Source organism: Streptomyces sp. NBC_00259 (assembly GCF_036181745.1).
Classification (GTDB): Bacteria; Actinomycetota; Actinomycetes; order Streptomycetales; family Streptomycetaceae; genus Streptomyces; species Streptomyces pratisoli.
Window position 1 is genome coordinate 3,638,762 of the sequence record NZ_CP108080.1, and the last position, 15,409, is coordinate 3,654,170.

A 15,409-nucleotide genomic window follows, 5' to 3' on the forward strand; every position below is an offset into this window, starting at 1 on the left:
TTCGGCATATGGCGAAGAAGCTCGTGATCAAGGTGACTGCCGGGGCCGACGCCCCCGAACGCTGCTCACAGGCCTTCACGGTCGCGGCCGTCGGCGTGGCCAGCGGTGTGGAGGTCTCCCTCTGGCTGACCGGCGAGTCGTCCTGGTTCGCGCTGCCGGGCCGGGCTGCGGAGTTCGAGCTTCCGCACGCCGCTCCGCTGCCGGACCTGATCGAGTCGATCCTGGCCGCGGGAAAGATCACCCTCTGCACGCAGTGCGCGGCACGGCGCGAGATCACGGAGAAGGACGTGATCGACGGCGTACGGATCGCGGGCGCCCAGGTCTTCGTCAGCGAGGCGATGGCGGACGGCACCCAGGCGCTCGTCTACTGACGCTCCACCGCCGACCCCGGTGCGCGGTCACTGACGCGGGCCCGAGCCCGATCCCGAGCCCGGCTTCCGCTTCCCGTCCAGCTCGTCCCACCACGCGTCGGACTGCGGGTCACCGGAGGGGTCGTCCCACCACCGGTCCTCGGGGCCGCGCCGGTTCGCCACCACCGCCGCGAGCGGTGGGATCACCATGGCGACGACGCACATCCCGACGGCGACCGGAACCGACCACAGCCGCACGAAGGCCCAGGCGGAGACGAAGAGGACCAGGCATCCGCCCATGAGCAGGAAGTAGGCGTGACGGCGCCGCGCGTACATGACTCAAGCGTATGTCGCGGCGCCGGTAACGGCACGAAGGGCCGCACCCCGGTCCAGTGGCGTCCAACCCCCGGGGGTGCGGCCCTTCGGCCGGTCGAAGAGTGCCGTCAGACGGCGATGGCCACCTCGGAGAGGCCACCGGTCTGGGCGACGACCGTACGGTCCGCCGTCCCACCGGGGACGAGGGCGCGCACGGTCCACGTGCCCTCGGCCGCGTAGAAGCGGAACTGTCCGGTCGCCGAGGTCGGGACCTCGGCGGTGAACTCGCCGGTCGAGTCCAGCAGACGCACGTAACCGGTGACGGGCTCGCCGTCGCGGGTCACCTGGCCCTGGATGGTGGTCTCACCGGGCTTGATCGTCGAGGCGTCGGGGCCGCCGGCCTGCGCTCCACACATGTCTTTCCGTCCTTACGGTCGAGGGGTCCGGAGGTCCCGGGACTTACTTGTTCGCGCCGAGCTCGATCGGCACGCCGACGAGGGAGCCGTACTCGGTCCACGAGCCGTCGTAGTTCTTGACGTTCTCGACGCCGAGCAGCTCGTGCAGGACGAACCAGGTCAGCGCGGAGCGCTCACCGATGCGGCAGTAGGCGACGGTGTCCTTCGACAGGTCGACCTGCTCCTCGGCGTAGAGCGCCTTGAGCTCGTCGTCCGACTTGAAGGTGCCGTCGTCGTTGGCGTTCTTCGACCACGGGATGTTGCGCGCGGTCGGGATGTGGCCGGGACGCTGCGACTGCTCCTGCGGCAGGTGGGCCGGGGCGAGCAGCTTGCCGCTGAACTCGTCGGGCGAACGGACGTCGACCAGGTTCTGGTTGCCGATCGCGGCGACGGCGTCGTCGCGGAAGGCGCGGATGGACGTGTCCTGGGCCTTGGCCTTGTAGTCGGTGGCCGGGCGCTGCGGGACGTCGGCGCCGTCGACCAGGTCGCGGGAGTCGAGCTCCCACTTCTTGCGGCCGCCGTCGAGGAGCTTCACGTCCTGGTGGCCGTAGAGCTTGAAGTACCAGTAGGCGTAGGACGCGAACCAGTTGTTGTTGCCGCCGTAGAGCACGACCGTGTCGTCGTTGGCGATGCCCTTCGCGGACAGCAGCTTCTCGAAGCCGGCCTGGTCCACGAAGTCACGGCGGACCGGGTCCTGGAGGTCCTTCTTCCAGTCGATCCGGACGGCGCTCTTGATGTGGTTCTTGTCGTAGGCCGAGGTGTCCTCGTCGACCTCGACGACGACGACCTTCGGGTCGTCCAGGTGGGCCTCGACCCAGTCGGCGTCTACCAGGACGTCGCTGCGGCTCATGCTGTTCTCCTCCGGGGCAGTGTGCGGCGGGTGGTGCGCGAAAGCAGGTTGCGGTGCAGGTACGCCGAAACGGCGCGAAGACACGCGGGTGGCCATGGCCGGAAGGGGCTCGGATGGCCCGGGGACACGGAAACCGACGGAGGCCGGGCTTCCGCTCAGATGGCGCGACAGAGCATGGCGGCGACGCGGCACAGGTCTACTGCCCGCCGCTTCGTGAGGTCCGCCTGTCGCTGCTTCATGGGGTCGATCGTAGGGACGACCGGGCGGCCATGTCACCGGCGTGTCGCATCCTGAGACGCGATCGTCCGAAATGTGGGACGCATGGCCGGAACGGGCCCGGTGGGACCGAGCGACGGAGACCTGCCGCCCCACTCGTATCTGCGGACCGGACACGACCGTCTCAGTATCCGGCCACACCGCGCTGACCGCAGGGGTACGAGCCCACCAGGGGCATGAGCCCGGGAGGGGATTCGGCCCGGCAGTGGCGTCAGCCCGGCCAGGGGCACCAGTCCGGCAGGGACATCTACCCGGCCAGGCGAGCCAGGGGCGTCAGCCCGCCAGGAGGGTCAGCCCGCCAGCGGAACGTCCGTACCCGCGACCGTGATGACGAGGCCCTTCTCGTCCGCCTGGACCTTCTGCAGCTTCATGCCCTCCGGCAGACCGCTGAGCTTCCGGTCGAAGTCGGTCTTCTCGCGGATCATGTCCTCCAGCCGCGGTATGCCTTCCCCGGGCACCTTGTCCGCACGCACGCGGATCGTGCCACCGTCGACCAGGCTGACCGTGGAGACGACACTGCGCGAGAGCGAGCGGCCGAGGAGGTCGACCGTGCCGGTCACCTTCAGCTTGCCGTTCCCGCCGTACGCGACGGTGACGTCCTCGTCGGCCGCCTTGGTGAGGTCGGCGTACGAGATACGGGCGGTGCCGGTCGCGGTCGCGGCCGTGGCGCTGGAGTAGTTGCTGCCCAGGCGCACGTTGTGGAGGGCCGCGGACAGCTCGGTGATGACGACCCTGCGCCCGTTGGCGCTCGTCTCGATGTCGCGGACGGTCACGTCGACGCGATCGAGCTCCTTGCCCACGACCTGGGTCAGGAAGGGAAAGCCCTCGATCGCCACCTCGGTCGCACCGGACAGGCCCTGGCGGGCCTTGATCTTCTCCGCGGCCTCCGACTCGGCGTAGTTGAGCAGGAGCCGGTCGGCGGCGACGAAGAGCCCGCCGAGGATGACGACGGTGATCAGCAGAATTCGCAGTGCGCGCATGACTCGGTGTTCCCCCACCCCTGTCTCGGCCCTCCCGGATCGGAACGGCCTGAATGATCGACGTTCGGCGGCACGCTATTGGTTCCCGCCGGTCCGGGCCAGGGCATCACCGTCCGTACCCGACCGGAACACGGCTCCGGTCAGTGGGTCACAGGGCCAGATGCTCACGGATCGCGGGGTCAGATCAGTGCGCGGCCCAGCAGATAGACGGCGGGGACCGCGGCCGTGAGCGGAAGCGCGACGCCGGCCGTCATATGGACGAACCGGGACGGGTAGTCGTAGCTGGCCACCCGCAGGCCCACGAGCGCGCACACCCCGGCCCCGAGCCCCAGCAGCGCGCCCTGCGAGCCCACCCCGGTGGCCCCGCCCGCCGCGATGCCCGCGCCGGCGGCGGCCAGCAGCGCGACCACGACCGACGCCGCACCCGGCAGCGGCAGCGCCCGCGCGAGCACCGCCGCCGCGACCGACGCGCCCGCGACGGCCACCGCCTCCGGGGCGACGGCGAGGTAGCCGGCCGCGACGATCGTCAGCGCGGCCGAGGCGACCGTCGCCATCAGGCCGTACATCCGCTCGTCGGCGGAGGCGTGGCTGCGCAGCTGCAGCACGACGGTGAGCAGCACCCAGACGCCGAGGGTGCCGATGATCACGGCCGGGGCGTGTCCGGAGCCCGTGGCGAGCAGGACGGCGTCCGCGGCGAGGCCGCCGGCGAACGCGAGGGCGATGCCCTGGCGGGCGGGCCACATGCCGTTCAGCCGGAACCAGCCGGCGGCGGTGAGGCCCTGGAGCGCGATGAGCGGGATCAGCAGGAGGTACGGCGAGGCGCCCGCGGTCGCCGCGAGCAGCAGACCGATCACGGCCGTCAGCCCCGCGGGCTGCATCCCGGGCGGGATGATCGGCGAGCGCCCTTCCGCGCGGGCACGCTGCGCGTCGGTGATCCGTGCGTTGCCCAGGGTGGTGGGGGCGCTGTACGCGGGTTCACCGGCCGCCTGGGGCTCACCGGCCGCCGGCGGCGCGCTCGCGGCCCCGTGCCCGGCGATCCCCTGCCCGGCGATCCCCGGCTCGTACGCGGCGGACGCGGCGGCGGGAGCGGCCGGTGAGCCGGGAGCGACGGGCACCTCCGGCGGCAGCGCGTACGCCCTCGCCGAAGGGTCCTGCGGCGGCAGATACGTCGTGTCCGTGGCGCCCGGGTGGTACGGGGCGTGCTGCACGGGCTCGGCCACCGGCTCGACCGTCGGCTGGTACTGGGTGTCCCAGGTCTGGCCCTCCCACGTCTGGGTGACGTTGGGGTCCTGGTGGTTCCGCTGCCCGTACGGATCCTGCGGGCCGAACGGATCCTGCGGGCCGTACGAGTCCTGCGGGCCGTACGGATACTGCTGATCGCTGCTCATGCTGTGCGGTTCACCCTCCTGCGAACGGCGGGAGCACCTCGACCGTGCCGCCCTCGGCAAGCCGTACGGTCTCATGGCCACGGGTCCCGACGGGGTCACCGTCGACGAGGAACGAACACCGCCGGAGTACGCGGACGAGTTCGCCCGGGTGCCTCTCACGGGCGGCGTCCAGCGCTTCGGCCAGGTTCTCCGCGGCGTACGGCTCCTCGGCCACCCCCGCGGCGGCCTTGGCCGCGGCCCAGTAGCGGATGGTTCCCGCTGCCATCGCGGCACTCCTCTCTCCGGCTCGTCGACTGTCCATGATGGGCTATGCGCGGGCGAGCCAGTCCGCGAGGCGCCCCAGAAGGCCGTCGTCCGCGGCGTTCTCGGCGTGCCCCATGCCCGGTTCCAGCCACAACTCGCACGGGCCGGCGGCGGCCAGCATCCGCGGATGGTCCAGCGGGAAGTACGCATCGCGGTCACCGTGGACGATCAGCAGCGGGGTCGGCGCGATCAGCGGGACGGCCTCGACCGGCGAGAGCGGGACGGGGTCCCAGTCCTTGTGGTGGATACGGGTCCGCAGGCCGTAGCGCCCGACCAGCCGCCCGACGGGCCGGGTGACGACCCAGTGGAGCCGCCGCATGGGCGCCGTACCTTGGTAGTACCAGCGGGCAGGCGCGCTGACGGCAGCGACCGCGTCGGTGTGTGCGTCCCGTGCGCCACGTACATCCCGTGCCTCACGCACGCCACGCGCGTCATGCACGTCCAGTACGCCGCGTACGCCGCGTACGTCCCGTGCACCCGTACGCCCCTCGTGCTCCGGCGTGTGCTCCCCCGCCCGCTGCGCCGCGGCCCCGCCGTACAGCGCCGCATGCCGCAGCACCACCGATCCGCCCATCGAGAAGCCCACCGTGACGACCCGTCCGTACCCCAGCGAACGCGCCCAGGCGACGGCCGCGGCCAGGTCCAGCACCTCGCGGTCGCCGACCGTCGAGTGCCCGCCGGACCTGCCGTGGCCGCGGAAGGAGAAGGTGACGACCCCTGCCCGGCCGGCGAACACCCCCGCCGCGCGGCGCACCGCGGGACGGTCGACCGAACCGGTGAATCCGTGCGCGACGACGATCGCCAGATCGGTCTCCCCGGCCGTACAGGGCTGGTGCAGCGCCTCGATGCGCACGCCGTCGGAGGTCCTGAGGGTTGCGCGTCGAGGTCCGTCAGTGATCGAGGAAACATCCACATGGTGACATCGACCCTCTACGACAGAGCTCATGTGGGCTATTGTGCTGGGCAGAGGATCCGGGCGACGCAGCCCCCGGGTCCTTTTGTGTTTCCAGTCCGTTGTTACAGACAGGTGAACGAAACGATCGCGGAACCCCGGGGCGCGGGGGCCGCGGCCGGGCAAGAGGCAGTGCCGCAGACGTCCTCGCAGGGACCGAGGAGGAACCGACGTTATGGGCGAGCGAACCGTGCACGACCGAGAGACCACGAACCAGGCAGGGACAGCGGCCCGGGCAGGTGGGTCGCGATGAGTTCTCTGCTGCTCCTCACCAATGCCCTCCAGCCCTCCACGGAGGTGCTCCCCGCCCTCGGCCTGCTGCTGCACAACGTACGGGTGGCACCCGCCGAGGGCCCGGCCCTGGTCGACACCCCGGGCGCCGAGGTGATCCTGGTCGACGGCAGGCGCGACCTCCCGCAGGTACGCAGCCTCTGCCAGCTGCTCCGCTCCACCGGGCCCGGCTGTCCGCTGATCCTCGTCGTCACCGAGGGCGGTCTCGCGGCCGTCACCGCCGACTGGGGCATCGACGACGTGCTGCTGGACACGGCAGGACCCGCCGAGGTCGAGGCCAGGCTCCGGCTCGCCATGGGCCGGCAGCAGCTCACCTCGGACGACTCGCCGATGGAGATCCGCAACGGTGATCTGTCGGTCGACGAGGCCACGTACAGCGCGAAGCTGAAGGGGCGGGTCCTGGACCTGACCTTCAAGGAGTTCGAGCTGCTGAAGTACCTGGCCCAGCACCCCGGCCGGGTCTTCACCAGGGCCCAGCTGCTGCAGGAGGTCTGGGGCTACGACTACTTCGGCGGTACGCGCACGGTCGACGTCCACGTGCGGCGGCTGCGCGCCAAGCTCGGCCCCGAGCACGAGTCCCTGATCGGGACCGTGCGGAACGTGGGATACCGCTTCGTCACGCCGGAGAAGGGCGACCGCTCGGAGAACTCGGCGGCGGCGAAGGCGAAGAAGGCGGCCGAGGAATCCGTCCCCCGTGCGGAGGACTCGGCCGACGACATGACCGAGACCATCGAAGCTGCTGTACGCCCTGCCCAGAGGTAGGTCACCACGCGTAGACTGCGCGCGTGGCCAAGGTGACGCGGGACGATGTAGCGCGACTGGCGGGTACGTCGACCGCTGTGGTGAGTTACGTCATCAACAACGGACCCCGGCCGGTCGCCCCGGCCACGCGCGAGCGGGTACTCGCCGCGATCAAGGAGCTGGGCTACCGGCCCGACCGGGTCGCGCAGGCGATGGCCTCGCGGCGTACGGACCTCATAGGCATGATCGTGCCGGACGCCCGCCAGCCGTTCTTCGCGGAGATGGCGCACGCGGTGGAACGGGCGGCGGCGGACCGCGGAAAGATGGTCCTCGTCGGCAATTCGGACTACCGCGACGAGCGCGAGGTCCACTATCTGCGGGCCTTCCTCGGCATGCGCGTCGCCGGGCTGATCCTCGTCAGCCAGGGTCCGAGCGAGCGTGCGGCGGCGGAGATCGAGGCGTGGGACGCTCGGGTGGTGCTGCTGCACGAGCGGCCCGAGGCGATCGACGACGTCGCGGTCGTGACGGACGACATCGGCGGGGCGCAGCTCGCGACCCGGCATCTCCTGGAGCACGGACATCCGTACGTCGCGTGCCTGGGCGGCGTCGAGGAGACCCCGGTGGTGGGCGACCCGGTGGCCGACCACGTCGAGGGCTGGCGGCGGGCGATGCTGGAGTCCGGGCGGTCGACGGAGGGCCGGCTGTTCGAGGCGCCGTACAACCGCTACGACGCGTATCTCGTGGCGCTGAAGATCCTGTCCGGCCCGGACCGGCCGCCGGCGATCTTCTGCGCGACGGACGACCAGGCGATCGGTGTGCTGCGGGCCGCGCGCGAGCTGCGGATCGATGTGCCGGGTGAGCTGGCGGTGGCGGGCTTCGACGACGTCAAGGAAGCCGGACTGACCGACCCGCCGCTGACGACGATCGCCTCCGACCGGCCGGCGATGGCGCGCGCGGCGGTGGATCTGGTGCTGGACGACGGGCTGCGGGTGGTCGGCTCACGGCGCGAGCGGGTGAAGCAGTTCCCCTCGGCCCTGATCGTCCGCCGCTCCTGCGGCTGCCACGGCTGACCTCACCGTCCTGACCCCACCGTCCTGACCCCACCGCCTGACCCCACCGCCTGACCCCACCGCCTGACCTCACCGCCTGACCCGAAGGCGCGGCACCCCGGCCTTACATGGGGCATACATGCTTCTGTCGGGCTTCTCAGGCCGTCCTCAGCGTGCTCTCATCTACGGCCCCGAGAGTCGTCACCATGACGGACCACTACCGCAACAGCGGCGACGAGGGCACGCAGCACACCCACCAGTACCCGTACGCGGGGTTCGGGGACGGGGCGTACCCGCCGCCGCCCCCGCACGCACCGGCACCCGCCGCACCCGTGCCCGCCGCGCCCGCGAACGCTCCCGCGCACGCCGCGCGTGCCAAGCGGCCCGTCGCGTTGATCGCGGCCGTCGCGATCATCGCCGCGGCCGTCGGCGGCGGGGCGGCCACGCTGGTGGAGCGGTTCGCCGGGGGCGGTTCGACCGGCGGAGCGGCCGGCGTCGACGGGACCACGGTGTCGCAGAGCAGCAAGGGCACCGTCGCCGGTGTCGCCCAGGCCGTCTCCCCCAGCATCGTGGAGATCAACGCCTCCTCCACCTCGGGCGAGTCCACCGGCTCCGGCGTGATCATCACCCGGGACGGTGAGATCGTCACCAACAACCACGTCATCGCAGGCGCCGACACCGTCAAGGTCAGGCTCAGCGACGGCAAGACGTACACCGCGGACGTCGTCGGCACCGACCCCGACAAGGACCTCGCTCTGATCAAGCTGAGGAGCGCGAGCGGTCTGAAGGCCGCCGCTCTCGGTGACTCCGGCCGCGTCGAGGTCGGTGACGAGGTCGTCGCGATCGGCTCGCCCGAGGGCCTCACCGGCACCGTGACCAGCGGAATCATCTCGGCGCTCGACCGGGACGTGACCGTCGCCAAGGACGAGGGACGCCAGCGGCAGCAGGACCCGCGGCAGGGCTGGCCCTTCGAGTTCGGCGGTCAGGAGTTCAACGGGGACACCGGCGACTCCAAGACCACGTACAAGGCCATCCAGACGGACGCCTCGCTCAACCCCGGCAACTCCGGCGGTGCGCTGATCAACATGAACGGCGAGATCATCGGCATCAACTCGGCCATGTACTCGCCGAGTTCCTCGGGCGGATCCACAGCGGGCAGCGTCGGCCTCGGCTTCGCCATCCCGATCGACACCGTCAAGGCCGATCTCGACAGCCTCCGCTCCGGCGGCGAGAACTGACCGGGCGCCGATCCGTGGACCGGGCGTACGACCGACCGCGTGCGAGGCTGGGGCCATGACGACCGCACCCGGTGAAGGCGACCGCGAACGCATCCTCATCGTCGACGACGAACCCGCCGTACGCGAGGCGCTGCAGCGCAGCCTCGCCTTCGAGGGGTACGCCACCGAGGTCGCGGCCGACGGCTTCGACGCCCTCGCCAAGGTGGAGTCGTACGCGCCCGACCTCGTCGTCCTCGACATCCAGATGCCGCGCATGGACGGCCTGACCGCGGCCCGGCGGCTGCGCTCCCTCGGCTCCACCCTGCCGGTCCTGATGCTCACCGCCCGTGACACCGTCGGCGACCGGGTGACCGGTCTCGACGCCGGGGCGGACGACTATCTGGTCAAGCCGTTCGAGCTGGACGAGCTGTTCGCGCGGATCAGGGCGCTGCTGCGGCGCAGCTCGTACGCCTCGGCGGCGGGCACGGACCGTGAGGACTCCGGCGACGTGCTGTCGTTCGCCGATCTGCGGATGGACCTGGCGACCCGCGAGGTCACGCGCGGGCCGCGCCGGGTCGAGCTGACCCGTACCGAGTTCACGCTGCTGGAGCTGTTCCTGGCGCACCCGCGGCAGGTGCTGACCCGCGAGCAGATCCTCAAGACCGTCTGGGGCTTCGACTTCGAGCCGAGCTCCAACTCGCTGGACGTGTACGTCATGTATCTGCGCCGCAAGACGGAGGCGGCCGGGGAGCCGCGTCTGGTGCACACCGTCCGCGGGGTCGGCTACGCGCTGCGGGAGGGATCGCCGGAGTGATCCACAGATTCCGGGCGCTGCCGCTGCGGTCGCGGCTGGCGCTGCTGACGGCGACCGCCGTGGCCGTGGCGGTGGCCGCCGTCGCCGTCACCTGCTGGCTGCTGGCCCGCGCCCAGCTCCACAACGAACTCGACACCTCGCTGCGCAACACGAGCGCCCCGCTCGGCACGGTGCGCCAGGCCGTGTCCGCGTGCCGCACGACGGGCAGCGAGCCCTCCGGGGCCGGCAGGGGCTTCGCCTATGTCCAGGTCGTCTATCCCGACGGCACGCGCTGTGTGGCGCCGGACGCCCAGCCCGTGCGGGTCGGGGCGGAGGACGTGGCCGTCGCCCGGGGCACCGAGGCGTACGCCCTCCACAGCAGTACGACCGACTCGGGCGCGGACGTCCGGGTGCACACCGAGCAGATGGCGGTGCCGGTGCCCGGCGCGCCCGGCGGGACGGTGACCGTCATGGTCGCCCGCCCGCTGTACGAGATCGACACCGCCCTGAACCGCCTCGCGCTCCTGCTCACCTTCCTCGCCGGCGCCGGTGTCGTCGCCGCCGGGGCCGCCGGACTGTGGGTGGCCCGCACCGGTCTGAAGCCCGTCGACCGGCTCACCGACGCCGTCGAGCACGTCGCCCGCACCGAGGACCTGACCGTACGGATCCCGGTGGAGGGCGAGGACGAGATCGCCCGGCTGTCGCGCTCCTTCAACCAGATGACCGCCGCGCTCGCCTCGTCCCGGGACCGTCAGGCACAGCTGATCGCCGACGCCGGCCATGAGCTGCGCACACCGCTGACCTCGCTGCGGACGAACATCGAGCTGCTGGTGCGCAGCGAGCAGACCGGCCGTGCCCTCCCGCCCGAGGACCGGACCGCGCTGCTGGCCTCGGTCAAGGCACAGATGTCCGAGCTGGCCGTGCTGATCGGCGATCTGCAGGAGCTGTCACGGCCGGACAGCGCGACGCCCGGACCGGTCCAGGTCGTCGCGCTGCACGACGTCGTGCGGACGGCGCTGGAGCGGGCCAGGCTGCGCGGCCCGGAGCTGGCGATCACCGCCGAACTGCGGCCCTGGTACGTACGGGCCGAGCCGGCCGCGCTGGAACGGGCGGTGGTGAACGTGCTGGACAACGCCGTGAAGTTCTCGCCCCCGCGCGGGGCGGTGGAGGTGCTGCTGGACCGTGGTGTGCTGACGGTGCGCGACCACGGCCCCGGGGTGCCGCCGGAGGAACTCCCGTACGTCTTCGAGCGGTTCTGGCGCTCCCAGTCCGCCCGCGCGCTGCCCGGCTCCGGCCTCGGTCTGTCGATCGTGGCCAGGACCGTGCACCAGGCGGGCGGCACGGTGGAGCTGCGTCCGGCCGAGGGCGGCGGCACCGTCGCGGTGGTCAGCCTGCCGGGGGCGCCTGCGCCACCGCCCGTACCGCCGTCAGTTGTGCCGGATGAGCGAGTCGACCAGGCCTGAGCGGGTGTTGGGGAAGTCCATCGGCACGATGCCGAGGCCCTTCCAGCCGCTCGCCGTGCCGTCCAGGAAGCCGTGGACGCGCGGATTGAGGTTGTCGGAGTTCCAGCGCGGCGGCAGCGACGCGGAGGTGCTGACGAAGTTGATGAAGAGCTTGCCGGGCTGCTCGGTGGCCTTGCGGAAGTGGGCCTCGATCCTCGGGTACTTGTCCCACGGCGCGGCGTTCCAGTCGTCCTGGAGGTCGAAGACCCCGCCGTCCCACCACTTCACTCCGGGCAGTCCGCCGTTGTCGGCGATGAGGACGACCTTGCCGCGCGCCTGGCCGAGGGCCGGGAGGGCGTCGCCGATGTGGAACAGCGAGCGCCAGCCCCGGTTGTCGAGGTAGTCGTCGAAGATGCTCCGGAAGGTGGCGTCGCCGTCCGAGGAGTACTCCTGCTTGACCCGCATCAGCACGGTCTCGGAGGGGTGGGCGGCCAGGAAGTCGCGGCAGGCGATGAGCACGTCGCCGAACATCATGTTCTGGAAGGCGGGGCCGTGGTGGATCGCGAACGAGCCTCCGGTGACCCGGCACCGGACGTCGAGGAAGCGGATGCCGTAGTTCAGCTGGTCGGCGATCGTCGTGTTCTGGCACTCGGCCCAGGGTCCGCCGAAGCGGGCTCCCGAGTCATGGGTGCCGGGAATGGTGAGCGAACCCAGCGTCCGGCCGCCGTCGATGCCGCTCATCCAGTCCTGGGTGCCCAGCGCCCGTCGCTGCGCCGCCGTGGCCGTGCCCGGTGCGCCGATGAGAACGGACGCGGAGACGACCGCCGCGCCCGTGAGGAAACCACGTCTGGTCAAGGACATGTGCTGTCTCCTTCGTCGACCGCCGCGATGTGGGGGGTCGCGGTCGGCAGACGGGATGATTGCAGACATGCCCATGACACAGAACGTCTTGCGCGGAAACTGGAAACAACTGAGGGGCGGCGGGCCGACGGCCCACCACCCCTCAGTCGCACCACCCGTTACTTGACGACCGTGATCCGGCCGGTGGCCGGCGGCGCCAGCGGGGCGCCCGCGCTGGAGTGCGCGGCGAAGTAGGCGTTGAGCATGTCCAGGTCGGACGCGCCCACCAGCTTGTTCTTGTGCTCCTTCAGGACCGCGAAGCCGTCGCCGCCGCCCGAGAGGAACTCGTTCATCGCGACCCGGTAGGTCTTCGCCGGGTCGATCGCCTCACCGTTCAGCTTCACCGAGCCGACGACGATCCGGTCGGCGCCGGTCTTCGTCATGTCCAGGGTGTAGGTGAAGCCCTTCGACACCTGCAGGATCTTCGGGGCGGCCTGGTTCGAGCCGCTGACCTGCTGCTGCAGCGCGGTGACCAGCTGGGCACCGGTGAGGTCGACCGCCGTCATCATGTTGGTGAACGGCTGCACCGTGAAGGCCTCGCCGTACGTCACGACACCGTCGCCCTCACCGCCCGAGGCGGCGCGGACCAGGCCCGCGCGGATACCGCCCGGGTTCATCAGGGCGAGCTGCGCGCCGCCCTTGTCGGCCGGGGCCATGCCTTCGAGCTGCGCGTCCGCGATCAGGTTGCCGATCGGCTTCTCGGGGGACTCGAAGGGGTTCTCTATGTCGGCGGAGATGTACCCGACGGGCCGGTTGGCGATCGGCGCGGCCAGCGTGTTCCAGCGGTCGATGAGCTGGGTCATGTCCGCGGCCTTCGGCACGTCACGGGTGACGACGTGGTTGGCGGAGGCGACGGACGTCCGCACGATGTCGCGGGTGCGACGGTCGTACGTGAGCGTCGTGTCGGTGTACAGCTTGCCGAACGAGGCGGCCGAGGTGACCGTGCGCGGCTTGCCGGACGGGTCCGGGATCGTGCACGCGTACGCCTGGTGGGTGTGGCCGGTGACCAGGGCGTCGACCTGCGGGCTGACCTTCTTGGCGATGTCGACGATCGGGCCGGAGATGCCGTCGCCGGGGCCGGGGCTGTCGCAGTTGTAGTTGTACGAGCCCGAGGCCGGCGCACCGCCCTCGTGCAGGAGCGCGACGATCGACTTCACGCCCTTGCGCTCCAGCACCTTGGTGTACTTGTTGATCGTCTCGATCTCGTCACCGAACTTCAGGCCCTTGATGCCCTCGGCGCTGACGATGTCCGGCGTGCCCTCCAGGGTGACGCCGATGAAGCCGATCTTCACCCCGTTCCGCTCCCAGACGAAGTACGGGTCCAGGACCGGCCGGCCCGACTTCTCGTTCGTCACGTTGGCCGCGAGGTACGGGAAGTCCGCGCCGCGGAACTTCTTGGGCTTGCCGTCGGCCTTCTTCTCGTAGCAGCCGTCGACCGGATGGCAGCCGCCGTTCTGGAGCCGGGCGAGCTCCTTGGCGCCCTCGTCGAACTCGTGGTTGCCGACGGAGGTCACGTCGAGCTTCAGCTTGTTCAGCGCCTCGACGGTCGGCTCGTCGTGGAAGAGGCCGGAGAGCATCGGCGAGGCGCCGACCATGTCACCGGCAGCGGCGGTGATGGAGTACCTGTTGCCCTTGCGGGCCTCGCGCAGATGCGTGGCGAGGTACTCGGCGCCGCCCGCGTCGATGGTCCGCGTGGTGCCGTCCTCGTTGGTGTGGGTGACCCTGCCCGCCGAACCGGCCGGCGGCTGCAGATTGCCGTGCAGGTCGTTGAAGGACAGCAGCTGTACGTCGACGGTGCGGCCGTAGCCGTGTCCGTGTCCGTGTCCGTTCCCATGGCCGTGTCCGTTGCCGTGCGCCTGGGCTCCGGCGGGCATCGCGGCGACCAGTGCGCCGACGGTGGTCAGTCCGGCGGCGACCGCGAGTACGCGGCGGCGCTTCTGATGCGATGTCGCTGACATCTGTCCCCTTGTCAGTTCAGCGTGACGACTGTTCTCAGCCGTGCAGCCTAGAGTCAACGCGCGTAGCACGACAGGGGATCCCGGGTTACGAGCTGGTATCCGATCGGGTGCGGCCCGGCGCCGTACCCTCGTCGTATGACTGACGCAGCCCCCGCCCTCGAGCCCGGCCGGCAGATCCAGACGCTCGACGAGCTCACCCCCGAGCTGGCCGACGACGTCCTCCGCCTGCTGACCGTCGCCGCCCGTACCGACGGCATGCAGGCCGTCTCCGAGCAGGGCAGGCTCTATCTGCGCCATGGGCAACGCGAGGGTGTGCGCCACTTCCTGCTCACCGTCGCCGGGGACCTTCGCGGGTACGCCCAACTGGAGGACACCGACCCCGTGGAGGCCCCGGCGGCCGAGCTGGTCGTCCACCCGGGCCACCGCGGCCGCGGCCACGGCCGGGCCCTCGGCAACGCGCTGCTCGGCGCGTCCGGCAAGCGGCTGCGCGTCTGGGCCCACGGCGGCAAGTCCGCGGCCCGCCATCTGGCGCAGGTCCTCGGGCTGACGCTCTTCCGCGAACTGCGCCAGCTGCGCCGCTCGTTGAGCCCGCTCGACCTTCCGGACCCGGTGCTGCCGGACGGGGTCACCGTCCGGGCGTTCCTGCCCGGCCAGGACGACGCCGCCTGGCTCACGGTCAACGCGGCCGCCTTCGCCCACCACCCCGAGCAGGGCTCGATCACCCAGCGCGACCTCGACGATCGCAAGGAGGAGCCGTGGTTCGACCCCAAGGGCTTCTTCCTGGCCGAGCGCGAGGGCGAGATCGTCGGCTTCCACTGGACGAAGGAGCACGCGGAGGAGCAGCTCGGTGAGGTGTACGTGATCGGCATCCGCCCCGACGCCCAGGGCACCGGCCTCGGCAAGGCGCTCACCGCGATCGGCCTGCGCCATCTCGCGGCACAGGGCCTGCCGACGGCCATGCTGTACGTCGACGCGGACAACACGGCGGCGCTGCGGGTGTACGAGCGGCTGGGATTCACGACGCACGAGGTGGACCTGATGTACCGCACGGAGACCTGAGCGGCGATCGGCCGGGCAAGGGGCGGTGAGTTCCGCCCCGAGGCAGGGGGCGGTTGACACCGCCCCCTCTCTTGCACCACCCTTTCACTA

At 71.2% G+C, this 15,409-nt stretch carries 17 protein-coding genes; 7 read left to right on the forward strand and 10 right to left on the reverse strand.

Annotated elements, in window-relative coordinates:
- Positions 1-8: 8 nt before the first annotated feature.
- On the forward strand, positions 9-371 hold the full coding sequence (locus tag OG766_RS16240; RefSeq protein WP_266379697.1) for a DsrE family protein: 363 nt from the start codon (positions 9-11) through the stop codon (positions 369-371).
- Between the two features lie 27 nt (positions 372-398).
- Here OG766_RS16240 and OG766_RS16245 read toward each other — a convergent pair whose 3' ends face one another.
- The 8 genes from OG766_RS16245 to OG766_RS16275 all read right to left on the reverse strand — a co-directional run bounded on the left by OG766_RS16245 (position 399) and on the right by OG766_RS16275 (position 5,863).
- Positions 399-686, reverse strand: a complete 288-nt coding sequence (locus tag OG766_RS16245; protein WP_266379698.1) for a DUF3099 domain-containing protein — start codon at positions 684-686, stop codon at positions 399-401.
- A gap of 107 nt (positions 687-793) precedes the next feature.
- Positions 794-1,081: a DUF1416 domain-containing protein gene (locus OG766_RS16250; protein WP_005315529.1), complete on the reverse strand. Its 288-nt coding sequence runs from the start codon at positions 1,079-1,081 to the stop codon at positions 794-796.
- A 43-nt stretch (positions 1,082-1,124) separates the two neighbouring features.
- On the reverse strand, positions 1,125-1,970 hold the full coding sequence (locus OG766_RS16255; protein WP_266379700.1) for a sulfurtransferase: 846 nt from the start codon (positions 1,968-1,970) through the stop codon (positions 1,125-1,127).
- A gap of 155 nt (positions 1,971-2,125) precedes the next feature.
- Positions 2,126-2,209 (reverse strand): putative leader peptide, encoded by an 84-nt coding sequence (locus OG766_RS36740; RefSeq protein ID WP_353961732.1) that lies wholly within the window; start codon positions 2,207-2,209, stop codon positions 2,126-2,128.
- A 327-nt stretch (positions 2,210-2,536) separates the two neighbouring features.
- On the reverse strand, positions 2,537-3,226 hold the full coding sequence (locus OG766_RS16260; protein ID WP_266379702.1) for an LmeA family phospholipid-binding protein: 690 nt from the start codon (positions 3,224-3,226) through the stop codon (positions 2,537-2,539).
- Positions 3,227-3,405: 179 nt separating this feature from the next.
- Positions 3,406-4,614, reverse strand: a complete 1,209-nt coding sequence (locus OG766_RS16265; protein ID WP_328725646.1) for a hypothetical protein — start codon at positions 4,612-4,614, stop codon at positions 3,406-3,408.
- 10 nt (positions 4,615-4,624) lie between these two features.
- A complete protein-coding gene (locus tag OG766_RS16270; protein WP_266379706.1) occupies positions 4,625-4,879 on the reverse strand; it encodes a MoaD/ThiS family protein in 255 nt (84 codons plus the stop codon).
- Between the two features lie 42 nt (positions 4,880-4,921).
- Positions 4,922-5,863 carry an alpha/beta hydrolase gene (locus tag OG766_RS16275; protein ID WP_266379708.1) on the reverse strand — a complete coding sequence of 314 codons (942 nt, stop codon included), beginning with the start codon at positions 5,861-5,863 and terminating at the stop codon, positions 4,922-4,924.
- A gap of 255 nt (positions 5,864-6,118) precedes the next feature.
- On the opposite strand from OG766_RS16275, the gene OG766_RS16280 reads away from it, so the two are divergent.
- The 5 genes from OG766_RS16280 to OG766_RS16300 all read left to right on the forward strand — a co-directional run bounded on the left by OG766_RS16280 (position 6,119) and on the right by OG766_RS16300 (position 11,423).
- Complete coding sequence (locus OG766_RS16280) at positions 6,119-6,922, forward strand: winged helix-turn-helix transcriptional regulator (RefSeq protein WP_266379710.1); 804 nt, start codon at positions 6,119-6,121, stop codon at positions 6,920-6,922.
- A 23-nt stretch (positions 6,923-6,945) separates the two neighbouring features.
- A complete protein-coding gene (locus OG766_RS16285) occupies positions 6,946-7,971 on the forward strand; it encodes a LacI family DNA-binding transcriptional regulator (protein ID WP_266379712.1) in 1,026 nt (341 codons plus the stop codon).
- 185 nt (positions 7,972-8,156) lie between these two features.
- Positions 8,157-9,188, forward strand: coding sequence for a S1C family serine protease (locus OG766_RS16290; RefSeq protein ID WP_328725647.1), 1,032 nt, complete (start codon positions 8,157-8,159; stop codon positions 9,186-9,188).
- A 55-nt stretch (positions 9,189-9,243) separates the two neighbouring features.
- Positions 9,244-9,981: a response regulator transcription factor gene (locus OG766_RS16295; RefSeq protein WP_328725648.1), complete on the forward strand. Its 738-nt coding sequence runs from the start codon at positions 9,244-9,246 to the stop codon at positions 9,979-9,981.
- Positions 9,978-11,423, forward strand: a complete 1,446-nt coding sequence (locus OG766_RS16300; RefSeq protein ID WP_266379721.1) for a sensor histidine kinase — start codon at positions 9,978-9,980, stop codon at positions 11,421-11,423. Before OG766_RS16295 ends, OG766_RS16300 begins: the two co-directional genes overlap by 4 nt.
- Here OG766_RS16300 and OG766_RS16305 read toward each other — a convergent pair.
- Positions 11,388-12,263 carry a phosphatidylinositol-specific phospholipase C gene (locus OG766_RS16305; protein ID WP_266379724.1) on the reverse strand — a complete coding sequence of 292 codons (876 nt, stop codon included), beginning with the start codon at positions 12,261-12,263 and terminating at the stop codon, positions 11,388-11,390. The two genes, OG766_RS16300 and OG766_RS16305, sit on opposite strands and share 36 nt — an antisense overlap.
- Before the next feature lie 158 nt (positions 12,264-12,421).
- Entirely contained in the window at positions 12,422-14,260 is a 1,839-nt protein-coding gene (locus tag OG766_RS16310; protein ID WP_266379727.1) for a bifunctional metallophosphatase/5'-nucleotidase, read from the reverse strand.
- Between the two features lie 135 nt (positions 14,261-14,395).
- On the opposite strand from OG766_RS16310, the gene mshD reads away from it, so the two are divergent.
- Positions 14,396-15,319 (forward strand): mycothiol synthase, encoded by a 924-nt coding sequence (mshD, locus tag OG766_RS16315; RefSeq protein ID WP_266379729.1) that lies wholly within the window; start codon positions 14,396-14,398, stop codon positions 15,317-15,319.
- Positions 15,320-15,409: the final 90 nt, after the last annotated feature.